This window comes from Chloroflexus sp., from assembly GCF_049970315.1.
In the GTDB taxonomy this organism is placed as follows: Bacteria; Chloroflexota; Chloroflexia; order Chloroflexales; family Chloroflexaceae; genus Chloroflexus.
This window is the reverse complement of the sequence record NZ_JBMFNE010000011.1, coordinates 59420-79403: the sequence shown is the minus strand read 5'-3', so window position 1 is coordinate 79403 and position 19984 is coordinate 59420. Positions and strand designations below refer to the sequence as shown.

Genomic DNA, 19984 nt, shown 5'->3' with positions numbered 1-19984 from the left:
GCGAGATAACCGACGCCCCACTCAACATGCAGGCAACTCACGCGCAACCATCACCATAAGCAGACTGCATGCGCAGCTTGCATAGCTCCAGCGCTACTACACAAATATCATCATTTTAGAATATTGCCTAGCTACGCTGTCCTTGCTACATCGGGAAACACTTCGGCGGTATTCTCAACCGGGTTGCCGCAAGCGCGCAAACTGAACATCTACACTACGTTCATCCCGATGACTGCACGCTAGCCACGTACACACAATAGCCCCTGCGCGTAGAGCCATTGTAAGACAACGGCTCTACGTTCACCCTTGCCTGCCCATCCTCAACCTTTGCCTAGCAATGGTATCATACACCAACGGCATCCATCCGTCGCCCATCAGCCCTCGCCGGCGATGCGCGACGTTACGATTCAGGGTTGGCTATGTCCATCACGACCTACCAAGCGGCACTAGACTACATCTACAGTTTCATCGACCCCACCCGCCAAGGATCGCCCGATCCCTCTATTGCCCAACGCGGACTAGATCGAATTACCGCATTATTACGCGATGCCGGCAACCCACACCAACAATTACGTGCCGTCGTGGTAGCCGGTACCAAAGGCAAGGGCAGTACGTGCGCGATGATTGAAGCCATGGCGCGTGCCGCTGGGTTGAAGGTGGGGTTGTGGACATCGCCGCACCTCAGTTCGTACCGCGAACGGATCCAGATTGACCGTGAGCCGATTAGTCAGCAGACGCTGATCGAGTTGGTCAATGCAGTGTTACCGGTGGTAGAGGGGTTTGACGTAGCGACCTATGGCCGGCCTAGCACGTTCGATATTGGTTTTGTGATGGCGATGCGCCATTTTGTCGCCAAACAGGTCGATCTGGCCGTCGTCGAGGTTGGTTTGGGCGGAAGGTATGACGCGGCGGCGACGATCACACCACTGGTCGCGGTGATTTCCTCGATCAGCTATGACCACATGGCGATACTGGGGCCAACGTTGCGCGACATTGCCTACAACAAAGCTGGTATTATCCGCGCCGGCCAACCGGCAATCACGGTACCGCAGCACGTTGAGGCGGCAGCGGTCTTCGTCGCTGAAGCGCAGACGGTTGGCGCGCCGCTCTGGCTGGCCGCTGAGGCGGCAGTGGAGCCGTGGCTGGCAGACGGACAGCCGTTAGCTTATCCAGCGCCGCCGCAGCCGGGCAAGTTGCACGGCACGTTCCAACGAGAAAATGCGCGGTTGGCGATGGGAGCGGCGTTGCTGTTGCGCGGGCAGGGGATTGCGATTGACGATGCAGCGATCCGGCGCGGGTTAGCCGCAGCGTGGTGGCCGGGACGGTTTGAGTTGATCGACGGCCCACCGCGCATCTTGATCGATGGCGCCCACAACGGTGATTCGGCAGCAAAGTTGTGGCAGGCTATCGAGCAAGAATTACCACATCACCGGTTTATTCTCGTGCTCGGTACATCGCGCGATAAAGATATTGCTGCCATCGCTGCCGCACTCGCTCCGCACGCCGATCACATCATCATTACCCGTTCGAGCCATCCCAAAGCGATGGACCTCGACCGCATCGCGACTGAGGTCGAACCGTTCACGAGTGCGCCCATCACCATCGTACCTATCGTGGCCGAAGCGATTGCGACAGCACGCACCTTAGCCGGTCCCGATGACCTGATCTGCGTTACCGGCTCGCTGTTTGTAGCCGGTGCAGCACGCGAGGCGTTGGGATTGGCGGTGGCAGATTAGATTGGTTATGATGAGGCGCTCGTGTATGAGCGTAGTCCAACACGCCAAAACAAGCGCGACGCCAGGAGTAACACACCGGCGACTATCGGCGCGAGCGCAAGGTAGAGCGGATCCAGCAGACCGATGAGTGCCGCCGCCGGGAAGGTGGTGAGGAAGGCGATTGGGATGATAAACGTCAAAACCAATCGGATCGTCGGGCTATAGACCGTTACCGGAAAACGCCCCGTCTCATAGATAGCAGTGAGCAGTTCGGTGACATTCTCGACCTGCACCAACCAGAAAGCCGTCGTCACCAGGAGCATCCAGATGGCGTAGGCCGTTACGATGCCGCAGCCGAGCAAAAAGAGAAAGGCAAGCAGTTGCACGGGAGTGGGCCACATATCACCAAGCCAAAGCCCGTAACCGATCAGGCCTAAACCGGTGAGGAGATCGGGCAACACGAGCAGATTAATCTGGCGCAGTGACGCCATAAACTGGCTATCAACCGGCTTGACCAACACAAAATCGAGTGTCCCTTTCTGAATATGTTCGACGATGCGGGTAATGTTGGGGCGCATAATACCATCGATCAAGCCCTCGAAGATACGAAAGAGACCGACGACCAGCAACGCCTGCGGCAACGTCCAGCCGCCGAGCGTGCCGCTAAACTGGAAGAACACGAGCGTACCGAGCACACCCCATACGAGCCACAAGGTGCTCTGAAACAGCGCAGTGACAAAATTGACTCGATACTCGAGGGCGATTTGTAAGCTATTGTGAGCAAAGAGGGCAAACAGGCGAAGGTAGCGGAGCATAGGACGTATATTCTCGTGATACGTGACCAATGATGAAGACGCATTGCAGGTATTGTACCAGAAGAGAAAAACGCACACCGTTGTGACATGCGCGACTGCCAGCACCGACACACCTCACCGAGCAGCAACAGACGGTACAGCATCGATCCCCCTCGCCGCGGAAGATTCGGAGCGGAATGACATCACTTGACAAGGCGCACAAACACTTACCGAGCATCCCACCATAACATCACCACATCGGCGCTGGAATACGGGAGACGATAGCAGTACGGTAGTGCGCATTGCGTCCTTGAGGGTAAGGAACGATGGACGCGACACACGATCACTCAACGACGTTAGAAAACCAGGACACGAGAGTAGGCCAATGCGGGTCTTTACATGCGACAGTAGCCCCGCAACCAGGCAGGGCTACCGTCGCATTGCTGTATGATAACGAGCTGAGATACCTATCACAACCCTACGCCCGTGCAAAGCGGGCAAACTGCGGCGCCAATGCCGGCGGCAGTCGGCCAACGATATGCGCACCGTCGCTACCGAATTCCTCAACTTCGATCACACCACGCTGTCGCCAGAGCGCAACGAGGTCGTTACGCTGGTAGGGGATCAACGCATCAACCCGCACCATGCGTTGCGCCAACGTCGCCACAATCCGCTCACCAAGCGTCTGCAACCCCCAGCCGCGCTGGGCTGACACGGCTACAATATCACCGGGCAGACCCATCTCAGCAGCGATCTGGTCAATACCCTCAGCAGTTGCACCCTCGAGCAAATCGATCTTGTTGAGGACCGTCAAGATCGGCTTATAATCGACCTTTAGCTCGCGGAGAGTCCGCTCAACCGTCTGCGCATGCTCTTGAGCATTACGATGGGTCACATCAACCACGTGCAACAACAGATCGGCTTCCTCAATTTCTTCAAGAGTAGCCCGAAACGCAGCGATCAGTTGGGGTGGTAATTTTTGGATAAAACCGACGGTATCGGTCATCAGCGCAACGGTATTACCGGGCAACAATACCTGCCGCGTAGTCGGATCGAGGGTAGCAAACAGCTTATCTTCCGCCAACACATCGGCGCCGGTCATCGCGTTGAGTAAGGTACTCTTGCCGGCGTTGGTATAGCCGACCAGTGCGATAATCGGTACACCGGTCTGACGCCGACGCTGACGGTACAACTCGCGGTGACGGTGAACATCGGCTAATTGCTCTTTCAGCCACGCGATCCGGCGTTCGATCAAGCGGCGGTCAATTTCGAGCTGCGTCTCACCGGGGCCGCGCAGACCGACCATACCACCGGCTGAAGTACCACCACTGGTACCGGTCTGTCGCTCAAGGTGCGTCCACTGTCGGCGCAGACGCGGCAAAAGGTACTGATACTGGGCCAATTCAACCTGCAAGCGCCCCTCATGAGTGCGAGCGTGACGGGCAAAAATATCGAGGATCAACGCAGTACGGTCAATAACTTGCGTTTGTAACTCCTCTTCCAGATTACGGATCTGGGCCGGACTGAGTTCATCATCGAACACGATGAGATCGGCTTGCGTCTGCTCGCGCAGTGCCGCCACCTCTTTCACTTTACCGGGACCGATAAAAAACTTGGGTTGCGGCTCGGGTAAACGTTGAAAAACCCGACCGACCACTTCCAGATCGGCCGTCTTGGCGAGGAGGGCCAATTCGTCAAGTGAATCCTCTACCGGCCATGGGCTACGAAAACTGGCGACTTCGGCACCGACCAGCAAAGCCCGCCGGCGCGGCATTGTCGTGGAATAAAGGCGTTTTCCGTCGTGAGTGCGGATCTCGTTAATGGCAGTCTCCTTTGACCGTGCAAGCATTCGGACCATACGCATTTATATTGTAGCACGCTCACCCGGTCACTTCAAGCATGTGCCGGGCTGGTGATAGAGTGACAACCGTTAGTAATTGTTATTTTTCGCACAATCAGTAGTATCTATTATACACTGTAAATGGTATGAAGCAAGAGGTATCATCCTCTGGCTTGCATTCCGACGCTAGACGATGAGGTCGCTGCGTCGCTCTACGACAGAGGAGGGTAGGCATGAACGACACGTGGCTTGCGTTGACGGCTGCGGTAGTGCATCAGCGTGATCTAATCTGTGATGCCGAACACGAACGACTGGTGCGCGAAGCGCGTCGCCTCCGCCGTCAGCGCTCGTGGTGGTACCGATTATGGCAACGCCTCATCAATACCATAGGGCGCAAATAGCACAGCCCCAACGGCGTAGCGCCGTAAGATACAACGTGATACCGGAGCGGGTGGTCGGTGACCACCCGCTTTGTCTAGAACCCATTAAGTTGTAGCCGGTTGCGTTAGTCTGGCAAGTCGGCGTTGTAGGCGCCACGTCGTCAACGGGCCAGCCGGCGGCTCAATCCAGCGTGCGAGTGCAGGAATGGTAGCCGTGCGCCGATCCTGAATAACGCGACGTTGGCGCAAGAGCATTGGCACTTCGGCCAGAGCCATCAGCCGCCCGGCGATGAGTGCCGGTTGGCGGCGCAAAGCAGCGTAGGCGATAACCATACCATCGTAGGCGAGGATCGACGGCAAACAGGCTACCAGCAACGGCGTGGGTAAGCATCTGATAATCATGCGAAGTCGGTTACGTCCGAGCAAGCGTTGCTTTAGCGGGCTAGCAACACCGGCCGTCGCCGAATAGATATGGCGCGCACGAGCATGCGGCGCCAAGACACACTCCCAACCACGTAACCGCGCCCGCCACGCCAGATCGGCGTCTTCGAGATAGCTAAAAAAATCGGCGAAGAGACCGATATCATCAAGCATTGACCGGCGTAATAACGCTAAACCACCACTCGCCCCAAACACCGGTTGCGGTTGCGATGGTAAGGCGCTAACCGGCAGACCAAGGTCACGATCGGTAGCAATACCATCGGCCTGAAAACGAATACCGGCTCCGGCGACAATATCCGGTTGACGACTAAAGGTTAACACGCCGGCAGCCCACCCTGCTGCCGGTGAAATCACCAGGGCCTGCCACAACGCTGCCACACACCCCGGCTCGGCCAGTGCGTCATCGTTGATCAGCAGGATGAGATCGCCCCGCGCTACAGCAATACCGGCATTCACCCCGCCGGCAAAACCGGCGTTGTATGGTAGATCAAGCACCCGTACCGTCGGTAGATGCGCGCGCACCCACGCACCGGCCCGATCACGTGAGTGGTTGTCAACCAGTACGATCTCGTCGGATGGACGCAACTGGGCCATTACCACACTGAGGCAGGCCGGTAAGAAACGACGTGCGTGGTAGGTTGGGATAACCACTGAAATGGGCGGACGGTCGGACATAGTAGTGACTTCGGATTGTTCAGTAGGCATGCGCTTCCCATTGTAATCGAGATTGGCGGGCGACAAAATAGGTAGAACTTCTAAATAATTATCGCCCTGTACCTGTACCGCTGCATCGAACGCATAGAAGACTGCTCCCAACTGACTCCAATTGGCAACCGTTTTTGTCCTTCCTTCCCCTCTTGACATGTCGCGTATCATCTGCTATATTGTATACAATCCTTTTTGGGCATAAGAAATATATCTTATTTGTATAAACTGTTTTATTCGATGGTAATAGGTGAAAATCCATTTACCATCTTGAGGACATCGATCATCTTTTTGCTACTACACCCAATTGTAATGAGCAGATTGTATACAACTAATGATACATCCTCCGCAGATCACGTCTACCGGCGCCTACGCCGGTTGCTGATCGAAGGCTATTACCCACCCGGTACCCGTCTCATTGAGGAACGCCTGGCTCAAGACCTTGGCGTTAGTCGAACACCGGTGCGACAGGCACTCGTGCGCGCAGCCGCCGAAGGGTTGGTGCAGATCTTTCCCAATCGCGGCGCGGTAGCCCGGAACTTCACAACCAACGATCTGCTCGAGATGTACGATTTGCGCGCTTTGCTCGAAGGGCACGCAGCCTATCTTGCCGCTCAGCATATCACAGCGGCACAGTTGGAGCGGATGGAAGCCGCCGCTGCTGCACTCGAGGCTTCGTTACAGCAGCACTTCGACCGTCGTGAAGACGAAGTTCACTTCCTGGTTGAGCAGAACGCCATCTTTCATCAAACCATCGCTGAAGCTGCCGGTAATCAACGCTTGATTGCGATGCTCAACCAGATCGTTGCTATCCCCTTGCAGTTTCGCTCGTTCTATTGGTATCGCGCCGAAGAGCGCCACATCTCCAACTTTTTTCACCGCAGTATCTTGACCGCACTGAAGTTGGGTGACGGCGATCGTGCCCGTGCAATGATGCGAGAACACATTTTCTATGGCCGTGATGTGTTGTTACAGAGCCGGCGCACAGAAACTGCGGCGTTCGGCGAGGAGTAGGGATTGTGAGTCGTCAACGTCCACCACGACCACTCGATGATATCCGTGTGTTGGAACTAGGTGCGTTTTTGGCCGGGCCGTTCTGTGGTCAGTTGCTGGCCGATTTCGGGGCTGAGGTGATTAAGGTTGAACCACCCGGTAAAGGCGACCCGATGCGGGAGTGGGGCCGCCATCGTTACAAGGGTCGCACTCTCTGGTGGCCGGTATTGGCCCGTAATAAGAAGTCGATCACCATCGATCTGCGCACTCCCGAAGGGCAGGCACTGGTCAAACGGATCGTTCCTCACGTTGATATGGTCCTCGAAAACTTTCGTCCCGGTACGCTCGAAGCATGGGGACTGGGTTGGGAAGATTTGAGTGCTCTGAATCCCGGCTTGATCATGATCCGGGTCAGTGGATTTGGGCAGACGGGACCATACCGCGATAAGGCAGGTTTTGGTTCCATTGGTGAGGCGATGGGTGGTATTCGCGCGATCACCGGCTTTCCCGACCGCCCCCCAACGCGCATCGGTATTAGTATCGGTGATTCGCTGGCGGCAACGTTTGCAACGCTGGGTGCGCTCGTGGCGCTTCATCAACGTCAGCGTAGTGGGCAGGGACAGGTCGTTGATATTGGGATCTACGAAGGGGTCTTGGCCCTCATGGAGAGCATGATCCCCGAATATCAGTTGACCGGCCATATCCGTGAGCGCACCGGCAATATTTTGCCCAATGTCGCTCCCTCGAATATTTACCCCACTGCTGATGGCGGTTGGTTTGTGATTGGGGCTAACGCCGATACGATTTTCACCCGTCTTGCTCAAGCCATGGGCCAACCCGAATTGGCCCGCAACCCGCGTTTCGCCACTCACCAAGCGCGCGGCGAACACCAAGCTGAACTCGATGATCTGATTGCGGCGTGGACGATCAATTACACCGCTGATCAACTCCAAGCCATGATGGACGAGTATGGCGTCCCGGCGGGTCGTATCTACACCGCCAAAGAGATGCTGAGCGATCCCCATTTTATTGCGCGTCAGTCGATCATCGGTGTCCACGATCCCGAATTGGGCGAGATCAAAATGCAGAATGTCGTTCCACGCCTTTCGGCCACACCGGGTGGTATCGATTGGACCGGGCCGGCACTCGGTGAGCATAACCGCGAGGTGTTTGTCGATCTACTTGGGTTGAGCGAGGATGAATTGGCAACGTTGCAAGCGAAGCGAGTAGTCTGATGGAAGCCGTCACGATTATTGATGTCGCCCCGCGCGATGGCCTGCAGAATGAGCCTGAGATACTCGATCCGAGCACACGGGTTGAACTGATCGAACACCTGCTTGCTGCCGGTGTGCCACGGGTTGAGATCGGGTCGTTTGTCAATCCGCGGCAGGTGCCGCAAATGGCCGGCGCTGCGGAAATTGCTCGCCTGCTCACCGAGCGCGGTTATCATCTGGCGGCGCGCACCACGAACGATACGTTTCGCTTTACCGCACTTGTTCCCAATCAACGTGGCTACGAATTGGCGGCTGCTGCCGGTCTACGTCACGTTCGTTTGGTGCTGGCTGCCAGTGACGGGTTGAATCAGGCCAACTTCAAACGCACGACCGCCGAATCACTAGCCGAGTTTAGTCAACTCGCCTCACGCATCTACTACGACGGCCTTGCATTTGGTGTCGCCATCGGTGCGGCGTTTGGCTGTCCATTCGATGGCTACGTTTCCCCTGAACGAGTCATTTCGATTGCCGAACACGCCGTCGATCTCGGTGCCAACGAGATTATTTTCGCCGATACCACCGGTATGGCCGTGCCGACGCAGGTGGCAAAGTTGTGCAAACTGGCAATGCATCGGTTGCCGCATGTCACCCTCACGATCCACCTGCACAATACCCGCAACACCGGGTATGCCAACGCTTTTGCTGCCTGGCAGGCCGGCTTCCGTTCGTTCGATGCAGCGGTAGGTGGGATCGGTGGCTGCCCCTTCGCCCCTCGTGCCGTCGGTAATATTGCCAGTGAGGATTTGGTTCACATGTTCAACGGTATCGGTGTACCCACCGGGATCGACCTGCCGACTCTTTTGCACACCTCTGATTGGCTGAGTACAACCCTCGGTCGACCACTGCCGGCCCTCACCGGTAAGGCCGGCCCGGTCTATACCTACGTCACTACGGCAACACACCACACGTCCTAGCGGATTCTTCGGGGAGCGATTGGTTTTATAGGGAGGAATGGAGACATGAGTTACCGTATTGGAGTCGACGTCGGCGGTACCTTCACCGACCTCATGCTCTTCGACGAGGAGAGCGGGCGCTACTGGCGCCACAAGACGCCTTCTACACCGCATGATCCGTCAGAGGCAGTGCTGGCCGGTATCGCGGCCATCTGCCAACAGGCCGGGATTGCCCCCTCGCAAGTAGCCCAAATTATGCACGGTACGACCGTCGCGACAAACGTTATTCTTGAGAGCAAGGGAGCGCGCGTCGGTCTCGTTACCACCGAAGGATTCAAGCAGATTCTGCACCTTGCCCGCTCGCAGACGCCAGGACCACTGGCCGGATGGATGATTATGATTAAGCCGGAACCACCAGCAACCTTGGCCGATACCCGCGAGGTGCGTGAGCGGATGAGTGCCCGTGGTGAAGTGGTTCGCCCACTCGATGAAGAGCAAGCTGAAGCCGTTATCCGTGAGTTGGTCGATTCGGGAATCGAGTCACTCACCATCTCGTTAATCAACTCATACGCCAACCCCGACCACGAGCGTCGGCTCAAGGCGATTGCTCAGCGCGTTGCTCCTCATCTGCCGGTGACAATCTCATACGATGTGTTGCCGGAGTTTCGCGAGTATGAGCGCACCCTCACCGCAACCATGAACGCTTATGTCAAACCAAAAGTCAAGACTTACGTACACAATCTCGATCAGAGTCTGCGCCAACAAGGCGTACAGGCCAAACTGAACATCCTGCGCTCGGACGCCGGCCTGATGACTGCCGAGACGACCGAGGAGAACCCGGTCTACACGCTGCTCTCCGGCCCGTCAGGAGGTGTAGCAGGCGCACTCCACATTGCCATTCGCGCCGGGTATCCTAGTATCTTGACCTTTGATATGGGTGGCACCTCAACCGATGTTTCGCTCTGTATGGGCGAACCGAACATTGCCCGTGAGACGGTCCTGGGCTATTTCCCGGTAAAAGTGCCCTCGGTCGATGTACGCTCGGTTGGCGCTGGCGGTGGCTCCATAGCCCACGTGCCTACCCTCACTCGCGCCCTCCGCGTTGGCCCGCAAAGCGCCGGGGCCGTGCCCGGTCCGGCATGCTACGGCAAAGGCGGTACCGAACCGACCGTTACCGATGCCAATCTAGTTTGCGGCTATTTGCCGCCAAGCATCCTCGGCGGCGCGATGCAGCTCGATGTGGCTGCAGCTAAGGCAGCGATACAGAAGATTGCCGATGCTACCGGCCTCAGCCTGATGGATGCCGCCGAAGGAATTTTGCGCATCGTCAACGAGAATATGTTCGGCGCACTGCGGCTGGTCAGCGTGCAACGCGGCTTCGACCCGCGCCAGTTTGCCTTGATGGCTTTCGGCGGAGCCGGTCCACTGCACGGCAATGCACTGGCCGAATTGCTCGGTTGCTATCCGGTGATCGTACCCCCCGCACCCGGCTTGCTCTGCGCACTTGGTGATCTCAGCGCCGATTATCGCGACGAGTTTGCCCGCACCTACATCCGCACCGTCGATCGGGTTGAGCAAGAGGAGATGGTCGGGATGCTGCGTGAACTGGGCGCAGAAGCACAGGCGATGCTGACCAATGAGGCCATCCCGCCCGCCCGCCAAGAGATTCGCTACTTCGTCGATATGCGCTACTACCGCCAAGGCTACGAGATGCCGATTGCGATCAGCGAGGCCGAATTCGAGCAAGACCTGATCCCGCTGCTGGTGCAGCGCTTCAATGAGCTGCACGACCGCACCTATGGTTTTATGCTCGACAGCAACGTCGAGATTGTCAATCTGCGCGCAGTCGGCATTGGCCGCGTGACGAAGGTGGAGTTGCCGGAAGCCGAGCCGGGTGATGCCGATGCCAGCAGCGCCTACACCGGCGACCACCAAATCTACCGTCACGGTGAATGGATCACGGCCAAACTCTACGACCGCAACAAACTACGCCCCGGTATGCAGATCGAAGGACCGGCCATTATCACTGAAGTCGATAGCACAACAGTGGTGCTGCCCCACCACACCGCAACCGTGGATCGGTACTTCAACCTGTTGATCAATCGGAGCTAACTGCTGTGCAGCGTTGCACCAAGACGAATAGCGAGGAACAACGATGGCAACCAATCTCAAGATTGCGTCGATTCCCCAGATCGAGATCGATCCGGTCACGCTCGATATTATCGAGAATGCGCTCAAGAATACCCGATACGAAATGGACGCCGTACTCTACCGCACGGCGATGAGCCCGGTGATCCGTGAGCAGCACGACCAGTTTCCAATGATCACCGATCCGCACGGGCGGATGATCGTCGGTCAGTTTGGTTCGTATATTGCTGGCTTACTCGACAACTGGGATCAAACCATCGAACCCGGTGATGTCATTTTGCTCTCCGATCCGTACCTCTGCGGTGGGGCGATCAGCCACATCAACGACCTACTGGTAATGCTGCCGATCTTTTACGGCGAGGGTGAGGATCGCGAACTGATTGGCTGGGCCAGCATGTTCGGCCATGCCCAAGATGTGGGTGGTCCACTGCCCGGATCGCTGCCAACCAACGCCACCACCATCTTCGGCGAAGGGTTGCGGTTGCCACCGGTTAAGATCTACGAACGCGGCAAACTCAACCGAGCCGTGCTCGACATCATGCTCAACAACGTCCGCCAGCCCGAAATGAACCGCGCCGACCTGATGGCAATCATTGCCAGTTGCCGCACCGCCGAAAAGCGGGTCATCGAGCTGTGCGACCGCTTTGGCAAAGATGTCTATCTGGCAGCCACTCAAGCCCTGCTCGATCGCACCTACCGGGCGATGAAGGAACTGATCGTGCGCAACCTGCCCGAAGAACCACAGTCGTTTGAAGATTATGTCGATGATGATGGGCTGGGCAATGGGCCGTTTAAGATGAAGTTGACAATCTGGCGCGAGGGTCATGAAGCCTACTTCGACTGGACGGGCACCGACCCGCAGGCGATGGGGCCGATCAACTTCTACCTCAACGAATCGATGTTCAAAATGTTCATCGGCGTCTACCTGATTATGGTTTTTGACCCGCAAATCCTGTTCAACGACGGCTTCTACCCGCTGCTGCATGTCATTATGCCCAAAGGCAGCCTTATCCAGCCGGAGTTTCCGGCTGCACTGGGATGCCGCACCCATGCCCTCACCCGCCTCTTCGACGTGCTCGGCGGTGCGCTGGCCAAACGTGCGCCCGAGTTCACTACTGCTGCCGGCTATGGCACCTCGCCCTACCTGCTCTATTCCGGCTACGATAAGGACGGTGAATTCTTCTATCTGATGGAGATCAACTACGGTGGTATTCCCGGTCGTCCGATTGGCGACGGAATGGACGGGCACTCGTGGTGGCCGCTCTTTACCAACATTCCCACCGAATACCTTGAGAGCTACTATCCGATCCGGATCGAACGCTACACCAGTATTATGGACTCAGGTGGCGCCGGCTTCCATCGTGGTGGGAATGGTATCGAGAAGATCTACACCTTCCTCGAGCCGGGCGAAATCTCGATCCACGACGACCGCTGGTTAACACCGCCGTGGGGCAACGTCGGCGGTAAGCCGGGTAGTCGGTCAACGAAGATTCTCGTGCGTACCGATGGCACACGCAAGGTATTGCCCAGCAAGTGCGACCAAATTGCGGTTGAGCCAGGTGATCAATTGATTTACCGCACTGCCGGTGGCGGCGGTTGGAAAGATCCACTCACCCGCCCACCGGAGGCCGTGCAGCGTGATGTACGCTACGGGTTGGTCAGCCGCGAGAAGGCCCTGAATGACTACGGCGTCGTACTGACCGACACGTTAGACATCGACGTGGCCGCTACCGAAGCCAAACGCACCGAGCTGGCTGCTGCCCGTGGCGAAATCAAAGGCTTCGACTTCGGACCGCCGCTGGAAGAGTTGCTGGCCAATGCCGAAGCCGAGACCGGCTTGCCGGCACCGCGTAAACCGCAACCGGTGCGATGGGCCATGGCCCGCGCCGCTCGTCGCGAGCGTATGGCACAGCCTGTCAAGCAACACGAAGTCACAGCCGACTAGAAAGAAGGCTCGCTTCGCTTGACCAACTACCCACCGGTGCACCGACACCGGTGGGTAACCGCCTGAGGAACTATGACACGCTTTGAGCAACTTACCGACGACTACCGGCAGCACGGTTTAGCCGGCCGAGTCGGCTTCGGCGAACAACCGGCACTGCTGGTAATCGACTTCATCAAGGCCTACACCACCCCCAGCTCTCCGCTATACGCCGCACCCGGCGTGCCGAATGCAGTGCGCGCTAGCCAACCGGTATTGGCGGCTGCCCGCGCCGCCGGCATTCCTGTTATCTACACTACCGTCGCCTATGCCGCCGATGGCCGCGACGGTGGTATATTCGTACAAAAAGTACCGGCACTACGCCAACTCACCCACGACTCGCCGCTGGTTGCGATTGTTGATGAGCTACGCCCGCAAGCCGGTGAACTGGTGATCGAAAAGAAATATGCCAGTGCCTTCTTCGGTACCCACCTTGCCGCTACGCTGACCGCCCTACGGATCGACACAGTGATCATGGTGGGTTGCTCAACCAGCGGCTGTATCCGCGCCAGCGCAGTCGATGGGATGCAACACGGCTTTCGGGTCATTGTCCCACATGAATGTGTCGGTGATCGAGCGCCTGAACCACACCTCGCCAACCTCTTTGATATTGACGGAAAATACGGCGACGTCGTAAGCGTCAACGACGTATTAGCGTATCTGCACCGACGCTCAATGAATGCGCCGTCCTCACCAATCAATACCGATGCGGTCGAATAGCGCCAACCACCGCCAGACCGTCCGGTTGATAGCATATTTCCTTCCCCTCCCTGGATTTGGGGAAGGAAATTCACATCTTGACTCTTCTGATGCAGAGCAGTAAAATGAAATATGAGTCACTAAATATGGTATCCTAATTTTTAGATAGTATAGTATAGATTGGTCAGCAGCGATGCGCCACCAATATCGCTGGATCCTTCTGGCAGGTGTGGTCGTCGCACTCAGCGGTTGTCTGTCAACACTACCTACAACTGTAGATGTGAACGGGCCATTGCCGGCTACACTCCCACCACTTGCGCAAACTCTGCGCGCCACTATTGTGCCGACAGACTTTCCGTCAGCACAAAGCATTTCTATACCTTCGACAAGCAGCCCAACGAGTGCTGCAATTATTGTTGCTACTCCCGTACCTGAACCACCAACACCAACGCTTGTACCGATACCAACCATCACGTTACCTACACTACCATCGCTTTCAAATGAAGAACGATGGCGTCGCCAACAACTTGACCGTCAAATCTTTTCCGAGCTTCGTTCGTATACCACAAAACGCAGTGAACTATACTGGTACGATCCGGTTAATGAGCAAAAAGTTCTTATTGGTATTATCAATGGTGAGTTTATGGCGCAGGCACGCTTTATATTCCGAAAAGAAAATAGATTAGCATTGGAGGTACCATACCAGATTAATCAATCGTATGGTCTTTCCGCCCTCTCACCTGCCCTGGTCGAACGGATACACGCCGCCGGATACTCCGATTGGATTGAAACATTTGTCTATATTACACCGGATATCCAACCGCAATCGTAAGGCTGTCGTTATGTCGTTGCAGTACAGTTACAGGTTAGTTGTATAATTGTTCTCGCTTTTTGTATCTTCATTGTTGGCTACACGCTCGCTTAGGAAAGGAACCGCCGTGAGTAGTCGATATCTCGAAATGGTGCGTGGACAACGCCGCCGGAGTGGATGGCAATTTACTTCAAAGTCACTCCTCGCCATTCTTGCTTTCATCGCCATGATCGGCTCGGCGGTTTACTGGTGGGGAGTCCAGAGTCAACTGACCGGTAATTGGATTATTGCTGCAGCGTATACCGCCATTCTCGTCTTAGCGCCACCAAGTTTAATGTCATTCCTCATCCCGTGGTCACCGGGTGGTATGCTCTTACAACGGATCAATGCCCGCACATGGGGATACGTTGCGGTCATGATCGCTGCCCTCTACCTCGTCTACTATTCCTTTGAAATCCAATGGACATGGTGGGCATCTCAACCGGTCGTACAAAGTACTGGGCTGGTGATCCAACAAGTCCTTATTGGTATCATCGGTTTTATCATTATTCCGGCACTCTTGTGGACACCGGTAACTTCCGAAGAACTCGTTGAGCAAATTCGCCAAGCCCATCTTGTTCGTCGCTACGAATTACAAACCCAGGCGGATATTGCCATCCTTCGGGCGACCTTGTTGCGCGCTCAAGAGAAAGCGTTGATCGGTTTTGCAAATCTGACGGTGCAAGAGCGAGAAGAATTGGCAGCCGTGATGCGCGGCTTGGTGAAGGGGATCGATGCAACCCTCCGCGACATCGGTGAAAGTGTGAAAACGGTGAGTGGGGCTACTATTCCATTTAATAGTCTCGAAGATAATGAAGATATTCGCCAATATCTTGATTTTGTTGCTGAAACATTAACTGAGAACTCGCTCATTCCCCGCCGCTCATCGGCCAATGGTCAACACGAAACTACTAGTCGCCATCTCGCTCAATCCGAAGGAGAAGAATACTACGAGGATGATCGACGCACACGTGCTCTCCGTCAACGATAGGTAGGTGGACTGATGCGCGGCTATCGTTTTACCACCGATGATCGGCTACCCGAATCCGATCTCCAAGAGTTAGCCGATGAATTAGCCATCCAGTTGCATTATGCGCTAGGTGAACGAGTGTTCCTCTTGCCGCGGAGCGATGTCGCAGAGCTGATCTGGCCATATATCGATGACCTTCACCCCGACGACCAGAACGATGTGGTTTGGCTCGTTTGGCATCTGTTCCAAGAAGCGTATGAGCTGCAAGAGGCATGAGCCGCCTCACGTATGACTACCATTCGTCGGCTGGGCATCTATGGAGGGACATTCGATCCGATTCACTTTGGGCATTTGGCAATCGTCGAGGAGGCACGTTGGTATTGCAACCTCGATCGGGTTTTGATCGTTCCTGCCGCAGCCCAACCGCTCAAAGCCGGTCATCTCGCTGCTGCTCATCATCGGTTAGCGATGGTGCAGTTGGCCTGCGCCGATAATCCGGCACTGTCGCCTTCGACTATCGAACTCGACCGTCCACCGCCGTCGTATACGGTTGATACATTGCGCATTTGCCGAGAACAGTACGGCACAGATACCGAACTCTATCTGATTATCGGCGCCGATGCTGCGGCGGAACTGCCTGCCTGGCGTGAACCTCACCAGATTGCCCGGCTCGCTCAGCTCGTGGTGGTGAAGCGACCCGGCTATACCCTAGACCTACCGGCATTATTGGCCGCCGTTCCTCCGTTGCATAACCGTATCACCATGATCGATGGGCCACAACTCGCCATTTCGAGTACCGATTTACGCCAACGACTGGCAACCGGACGACCGGTCCGCTACCAGTTGCCCGACGCCGTCTATACGTACATTCAACACCATCATTTGTATCAAACCGAGGACAGCCATACATGACCGGCAACAGCGAACGGTTGCTAATTGAAACGACCACTGCGTGGGGTATTCCGCTCTCCGAACACCAATATGCTCAGTTTCAGCGCTATCTCGATGAGCTGATCATCTGGAATGACCGTTTCAACCTAACGGCAATACGTGACCGTTCGGCGATGATCCGACGGCACTTGCTCGACTCACTCTATTTAGCCCGCGATTGGCGAACAGCACCGGCAAATCTGATCGATATTGGCAGTGGCGCCGGATTTCCGGCCTTACCCCTTAAAATCGCCTATCCGACCCTGCCGGTCACCTTGGTTGAAGCTACCGGCAAGAAGGCCGCATTCCTGCGCCACGTGATTGAATGCCTTGAGCTAACCGACGTGCGGGTGCTAAATGAGCGGATCGAAATAGTCGGACGTAATCCGGCCGAACGTGAGCAGTACGAGGTAGTCACTGCCCGCGCAGTAGCCGAGTTGCGCGTATTGGTCGAATATGCGCTTCCATTGTTACGGATGGGTGGTCGCTTGCTGGCACCCAAAGGCCACGACCCGGCCGACGAAATTGCAGCAGCACAGCACGCCTTGCACGCACTTGGCGGTGAAGTGAGTGCATATGAGCCGGTGCATATCCCCGGCGAGGAGCCGCGTAGTCTCGTTATCATCACCAAAATTGCCCCCACACCATCACGCTTCCCACGCGCAATCGGCATCCCGGCCCGTCGACCATTGTAACCTTGTAAAGCAGGGTCAAAACGGCGCTGCAACGTTCGTGCAATCGGTATCCCGGCCTGTCGGCCATTATAACCCTCACGTACCCGAAAGAATCGGCACTACCTCCTGAAACTTCTTCCGCCGATGTTTCGTACAGATCAATGGTTGTGAAGGAAGAAGTGGCGTGTTACAATACAGCTATCATTTCATCGCCACCATTCCGCGACCATCAGTACCGGCCTAGGCATCTAAAGGAGGAGTGTCCATGTCCATTCTCGGCCGCATCAAAGATTTGATAGGTGCCAATATCAATGCCATGCTTGATAAGGCAGAGGATCCGGAGAAGATGGCAAACGAATATCTACGCCAACTGACCAACGAGCTCTACGAAGCGCGTACTGGAGTTGCCCAGGCGATGGCCGATGAAACTCGGCTCGAGCAGCGTCGGATAGCCGCCGAAGCCGAAGCCGAGCAGTGGCAGATCAAGGCCGAACGCGCGCTGCGAGCCGGCGACGAGAACTTAGCCAAAGCAGCTCTTGCCCGTAAAGTGCAAGCCCAAAAGTTGGCCGAGCAGTATCGCGCGCAAGAAAAGGCCCAGGAAGAGCAAGTGGAAGCTTTGCAACAAGCATTGATCGATCTCGAAACCCGTATTGCCGAGGTCAAGGCCCGCAAAGAGCTGATCATTGCCAAGAAGAACCGCGCCCAGACCCAAGAAGCATTGCAGCGCACAGCCGCTTCGATTGGTCGGGTCAGTGCCCTCGATAAGCTCGATCAGCTTGAAGAGAAGGTTGACGACCGCTTGGCCCGTGCTGAGGCAATGGCAAAACTCGAAGGCGATTCACTGGAGGCCCGTTTCCGTAATCTTGAGAAAGAGACTGAAGTGGATGCCGAACTGGCCGAGCTGAAGCGCAAGTTAGGGATGGCTTGATCTAAGTAAGCTGCCGTTACGCGCACGAGTACGGGCAGGTCGCCGACCTGCCCGTGTTGTTATCGTACCATTACAGCCATTACAGCGCCGGTTCGTAGCAAGCCCGGCAACGCGCTTCGTACATATCGAGACCGCCGACAACGATAGTCGGTGCGTTAGCCGGCGCCGGCTTGCCGTCGATCAGTCGCTGTGAGCGGGTGGCGTATGCACCACACTTGACGCAGATGGCGTACAGTTTATCGACCTGTTCGGCAAGAGCCAAGAGGTGCATCATTGCCGGAAACGGTTCGGCGCGATAGTTGAGGTCAAGACCGGCTACAATCACCCGCGCGCCACGGTCGGCCAATACCTGACAACCACGCACCATCTCGGCCGGATCGTCATCGAACAGGTGCAGCTCGTCAATCGCTACGACCTGCACATCTTGGGCATAGGCCAGAATCTCGCGCATCGTCGCAACCGTGATCGCCTCAAGCCGACTACCGCTATGGCTTGCTACGTGTCCTTCGGCATACCGCGTATCCATTCGCGGCGTAAAGATCCGGTACGATTGACGTGCAATTCGTACCTGTCGCATGCGTCGGATCAACTCTTCGGTCTTGCCGCTGTACATACAGCCGCAAATCACCTCGATGCGGCCGCCATCACTTGGACGAGTCATTGTTTTTCCCTCAACTTGTAGTATGCTAGTGACGACATCGCACATTAACTTGCGGAGTATAGCATATATGCCGTACACATCACGCCAAACCGAAGATGAACGTCTGCTGCGTACCGATCCGTACCGCCAACCACACGATTTTATTCATACTGACACGTGGCGCGTGCTACGGATTATGGGCGAGTTTGTTGAAGGGTTCGAGAATATGGCCGGCCTGGGGCCAGCCGTCTCGATCTTCGGCTCGGCTCGGATTCCACCTGACTCACCGATCTACGCCGCAGCTACCGAAACTGCACGACTATTAGCAGAGGCCGGCTTCACGATTATTACCGGTGGTGGCCCCGGCCTGATGGAGGCGGCCAATAAAGGTGCGCGCGCCGGTGGTGGCCGATCGGTAGGCTGTACCATTGAATTACCGTTTGAAACCGGTGCAAATCCGTTTGTCGATCTTGAAGTCCGTTTTCGCTATTTCTTTGTGCGCAAGATTATGTTTGTCAAATACGCGCACGCATTTGTGATTTTTCCAGGCGGCTTCGGTACGTTAGATGAGCTATTTGAGGCATTAACTCTTATTCAAACCGGTAAGATTCACGATTTTCCCATTGTGTTGTACGGTTCTGAATTCTGGAAAGGAATGATCGATTGGGCACGTACTACGTTGTTGGCAAATGGCACCATCGATCAAGCCGATGTTAACCGCCTACAAGTCTGTGATGACCCACAACAGATTTGTACGTTGATTGTCGAATCGTACCGACAACATGTCGCACGGAAAGGCGGCGATCCGTGGACACGCTGATATGGCAAGCCGATCCGGAGCTATGTGCCTTGCTCCGCAGTTATTACCAAGGCGAGGCCGGTCTCTGGCCGACAATTATCGCTCGTGTTGAGCAAGAGTTACGCGCCCGTCAACTGCCACCGGCCCCGCGCTATGTCCGATTTCGCCGCACGAACGACGGGTATCTCGTTGAGATTCGCCCGGCACAATGAACCACAGACAGTACATAAAGCCAAATAGGAGAGAGGCGAGAGCATATCCAACTCGTAACGTGTGCCATTGCACACCTTTTCAGTTGGTCCTCCAAGTGGTAGGGATGGGCAGTAAACC

20 protein-coding genes are annotated in these 19984 nt (G+C 56.0%); 16 read left to right on the top strand and 4 right to left on the bottom strand.

The features are described 5' to 3' along the window. Positions 1-419: 419 nt before the first annotated feature. Complete coding sequence (locus tag ACP5OT_RS09525; RefSeq protein ID WP_424675654.1) at positions 420-1736, top strand: bifunctional folylpolyglutamate synthase/dihydrofolate synthase; 1317 nt, start codon at positions 420-422, stop codon at positions 1734-1736. 5 nt (positions 1737-1741) lie between these two features. Here ACP5OT_RS09525 and ACP5OT_RS09520 read toward each other — a convergent pair whose 3' ends face one another. Together ACP5OT_RS09520 and hflX are read right to left on the bottom strand one after the other, a co-directional pair. After that, positions 1742-2530 (bottom strand): ABC transporter permease, encoded by a 789-nt coding sequence (locus ACP5OT_RS09520; RefSeq protein ID WP_428111400.1) that lies wholly within the window; start codon positions 2528-2530, stop codon positions 1742-1744. Between the two features lie 457 nt (positions 2531-2987). Continuing rightward, complete coding sequence (hflX, locus tag ACP5OT_RS09515; RefSeq protein WP_424675652.1) at positions 2988-4358, bottom strand: GTPase HflX; 1371 nt, start codon at positions 4356-4358, stop codon at positions 2988-2990. 224 nt (positions 4359-4582) lie between these two features. Here hflX and ACP5OT_RS09510 point away from each other — a divergent pair, with 224 nt between their 5' ends. After that, positions 4583-4750 (top strand): hypothetical protein, encoded by a 168-nt coding sequence (locus tag ACP5OT_RS09510; RefSeq protein WP_428131975.1) that lies wholly within the window; start codon positions 4583-4585, stop codon positions 4748-4750. Positions 4751-4834: 84 nt separating this feature from the next. On the opposite strand, the gene ACP5OT_RS09505 is transcribed toward ACP5OT_RS09510, so the two are convergent. Beyond that, positions 4835-6034, bottom strand: a complete 1200-nt coding sequence (locus ACP5OT_RS09505; protein WP_424675650.1) for a glycosyltransferase family 2 protein — start codon at positions 6032-6034, stop codon at positions 4835-4837. Between the two features lie 153 nt (positions 6035-6187). On the opposite strand from ACP5OT_RS09505, the gene ACP5OT_RS09500 reads away from it, so the two are divergent. The 12 genes from ACP5OT_RS09500 to ACP5OT_RS09445 all read left to right on the top strand — a co-directional run bounded on the left by ACP5OT_RS09500 (position 6188) and on the right by ACP5OT_RS09445 (position 18215). Beyond that, positions 6188-6889, top strand: coding sequence for a GntR family transcriptional regulator (locus ACP5OT_RS09500; protein WP_424675649.1), 702 nt, complete (start codon positions 6188-6190; stop codon positions 6887-6889). A 5-nt stretch (positions 6890-6894) separates the two neighbouring features. Beyond that, entirely contained in the window at positions 6895-8103 is a 1209-nt protein-coding gene (locus ACP5OT_RS09495; protein ID WP_428111407.1) for a CaiB/BaiF CoA transferase family protein, read from the top strand. After that, complete coding sequence (locus ACP5OT_RS09490; RefSeq protein ID WP_428131973.1) at positions 8103-9056, top strand: hydroxymethylglutaryl-CoA lyase; 954 nt, start codon at positions 8103-8105, stop codon at positions 9054-9056. The genes ACP5OT_RS09495 and ACP5OT_RS09490 overlap by 1 nt, the downstream gene beginning before the upstream one ends. A gap of 45 nt (positions 9057-9101) precedes the next feature. Then, on the top strand, positions 9102-11147 hold the full coding sequence (locus tag ACP5OT_RS09485; RefSeq protein ID WP_428111411.1) for a hydantoinase/oxoprolinase family protein: 2046 nt from the start codon (positions 9102-9104) through the stop codon (positions 11145-11147). Positions 11148-11190: 43 nt separating this feature from the next. Then, on the top strand, positions 11191-13128 hold the full coding sequence (locus tag ACP5OT_RS09480; protein WP_428111413.1) for a hydantoinase B/oxoprolinase family protein: 1938 nt from the start codon (positions 11191-11193) through the stop codon (positions 13126-13128). Positions 13129-13200: 72 nt separating this feature from the next. Then, on the top strand, positions 13201-13884 hold the full coding sequence (locus tag ACP5OT_RS09475; protein WP_428111415.1) for an N-carbamoylsarcosine amidohydrolase: 684 nt from the start codon (positions 13201-13203) through the stop codon (positions 13882-13884). A 172-nt stretch (positions 13885-14056) separates the two neighbouring features. Then, entirely contained in the window at positions 14057-14695 is a 639-nt protein-coding gene (locus ACP5OT_RS09470) for a hypothetical protein (RefSeq protein WP_424675186.1), read from the top strand. Between the two features lie 106 nt (positions 14696-14801). Continuing rightward, the gene (locus tag ACP5OT_RS09465; RefSeq protein WP_424675187.1) at positions 14802-15704 is read left to right on the top strand and encodes a hypothetical protein; all 903 of its coding nucleotides are present in this window, start codon (positions 14802-14804) and stop codon (positions 15702-15704) included. Between the two features lie 12 nt (positions 15705-15716). After that, positions 15717-15959 (top strand): hypothetical protein, encoded by a 243-nt coding sequence (locus ACP5OT_RS09460; RefSeq protein ID WP_424675188.1) that lies wholly within the window; start codon positions 15717-15719, stop codon positions 15957-15959. Between the two features lie 12 nt (positions 15960-15971). Next, complete coding sequence (gene nadD / locus ACP5OT_RS09455) at positions 15972-16595, top strand: nicotinate-nucleotide adenylyltransferase (protein WP_424675189.1); 624 nt, start codon at positions 15972-15974, stop codon at positions 16593-16595. After that, positions 16592-17308, top strand: coding sequence for a 16S rRNA (guanine(527)-N(7))-methyltransferase RsmG (rsmG, locus tag ACP5OT_RS09450; protein ID WP_424675190.1), 717 nt, complete (start codon positions 16592-16594; stop codon positions 17306-17308). The genes nadD and rsmG overlap by 4 nt, the downstream gene beginning before the upstream one ends. Before the next feature lie 244 nt (positions 17309-17552). After that, a complete protein-coding gene (locus tag ACP5OT_RS09445; protein ID WP_424675191.1) occupies positions 17553-18215 on the top strand; it encodes a PspA/IM30 family protein in 663 nt (220 codons plus the stop codon). A gap of 79 nt (positions 18216-18294) precedes the next feature. Here ACP5OT_RS09445 and ACP5OT_RS09440 read toward each other — a convergent pair whose 3' ends face one another. Then, complete coding sequence (locus ACP5OT_RS09440) at positions 18295-18876, bottom strand: thymidine kinase (protein WP_424675192.1); 582 nt, start codon at positions 18874-18876, stop codon at positions 18295-18297. A gap of 67 nt (positions 18877-18943) precedes the next feature. On the opposite strand from ACP5OT_RS09440, the gene ACP5OT_RS09435 reads away from it, so the two are divergent. Then, the gene (locus ACP5OT_RS09435) at positions 18944-19675 is read left to right on the top strand and encodes a TIGR00730 family Rossman fold protein (protein ID WP_015941791.1); all 732 of its coding nucleotides are present in this window, start codon (positions 18944-18946) and stop codon (positions 19673-19675) included. Then, a complete protein-coding gene (locus ACP5OT_RS09430) occupies positions 19663-19866 on the top strand; it encodes a hypothetical protein (protein ID WP_424675193.1) in 204 nt (67 codons plus the stop codon). Before ACP5OT_RS09435 ends, ACP5OT_RS09430 begins: the two co-directional genes overlap by 13 nt. Positions 19867-19984 lie beyond the last annotated feature (118 nt).

What these genes read in the sequence shown, in the direction of transcription:
- ACP5OT_RS09475 (WP_428111415.1), top strand. Translation starts at nt 13,201, where the DNA reads ATGACACGCTTTGAGCAACTTACCGACGACTACCGGCAGCACGGTTTA.
- ACP5OT_RS09500 (WP_424675649.1), top strand. Translation starts at nt 6,188, where the DNA reads ATGAGCAGATTGTATACAACTAATGATACATCCTCCGCAGATCACGTC.
- hflX (WP_424675652.1), bottom strand. Translation starts at nt 4,358, where the DNA reads ATGCTTGCACGGTCAAAGGAGACTGCCATTAACGAGATCCGCACTCAC.
- ACP5OT_RS09525 (WP_424675654.1), top strand. Translation starts at nt 420, where the DNA reads ATGTCCATCACGACCTACCAAGCGGCACTAGACTACATCTACAGTTTC.
- rsmG (WP_424675190.1), top strand. Translation starts at nt 16,592, where the DNA reads ATGACCGGCAACAGCGAACGGTTGCTAATTGAAACGACCACTGCGTGG.
- ACP5OT_RS09480 (WP_428111413.1), top strand. Translation starts at nt 11,191, where the DNA reads ATGGCAACCAATCTCAAGATTGCGTCGATTCCCCAGATCGAGATCGAT.
- nadD (WP_424675189.1), top strand. Translation starts at nt 15,972, where the DNA reads ATGACTACCATTCGTCGGCTGGGCATCTATGGAGGGACATTCGATCCG.
- ACP5OT_RS09510 (WP_428131975.1), top strand. Translation starts at nt 4,583, where the DNA reads ATGAACGACACGTGGCTTGCGTTGACGGCTGCGGTAGTGCATCAGCGT.
- ACP5OT_RS09490 (WP_428131973.1), top strand. Translation starts at nt 8,103, where the DNA reads ATGGAAGCCGTCACGATTATTGATGTCGCCCCGCGCGATGGCCTGCAG.
- ACP5OT_RS09520 (WP_428111400.1), bottom strand. Translation starts at nt 2,530, where the DNA reads ATGCTCCGCTACCTTCGCCTGTTTGCCCTCTTTGCTCACAATAGCTTA.
- ACP5OT_RS09440 (WP_424675192.1), bottom strand. Translation starts at nt 18,876, where the DNA reads ATGACTCGTCCAAGTGATGGCGGCCGCATCGAGGTGATTTGCGGCTGT.
- ACP5OT_RS09460 (WP_424675188.1), top strand. Translation starts at nt 15,717, where the DNA reads ATGCGCGGCTATCGTTTTACCACCGATGATCGGCTACCCGAATCCGAT.
- ACP5OT_RS09435 (WP_015941791.1), top strand. Translation starts at nt 18,944, where the DNA reads ATGCCGTACACATCACGCCAAACCGAAGATGAACGTCTGCTGCGTACC.
- ACP5OT_RS09505 (WP_424675650.1), bottom strand. Translation starts at nt 6,034, where the DNA reads ATGTCAAGAGGGGAAGGAAGGACAAAAACGGTTGCCAATTGGAGTCAG.
- ACP5OT_RS09470 (WP_424675186.1), top strand. Translation starts at nt 14,057, where the DNA reads ATGCGCCACCAATATCGCTGGATCCTTCTGGCAGGTGTGGTCGTCGCA.
- ACP5OT_RS09485 (WP_428111411.1), top strand. Translation starts at nt 9,102, where the DNA reads ATGAGTTACCGTATTGGAGTCGACGTCGGCGGTACCTTCACCGACCTC.
- ACP5OT_RS09445 (WP_424675191.1), top strand. Translation starts at nt 17,553, where the DNA reads ATGTCCATTCTCGGCCGCATCAAAGATTTGATAGGTGCCAATATCAAT.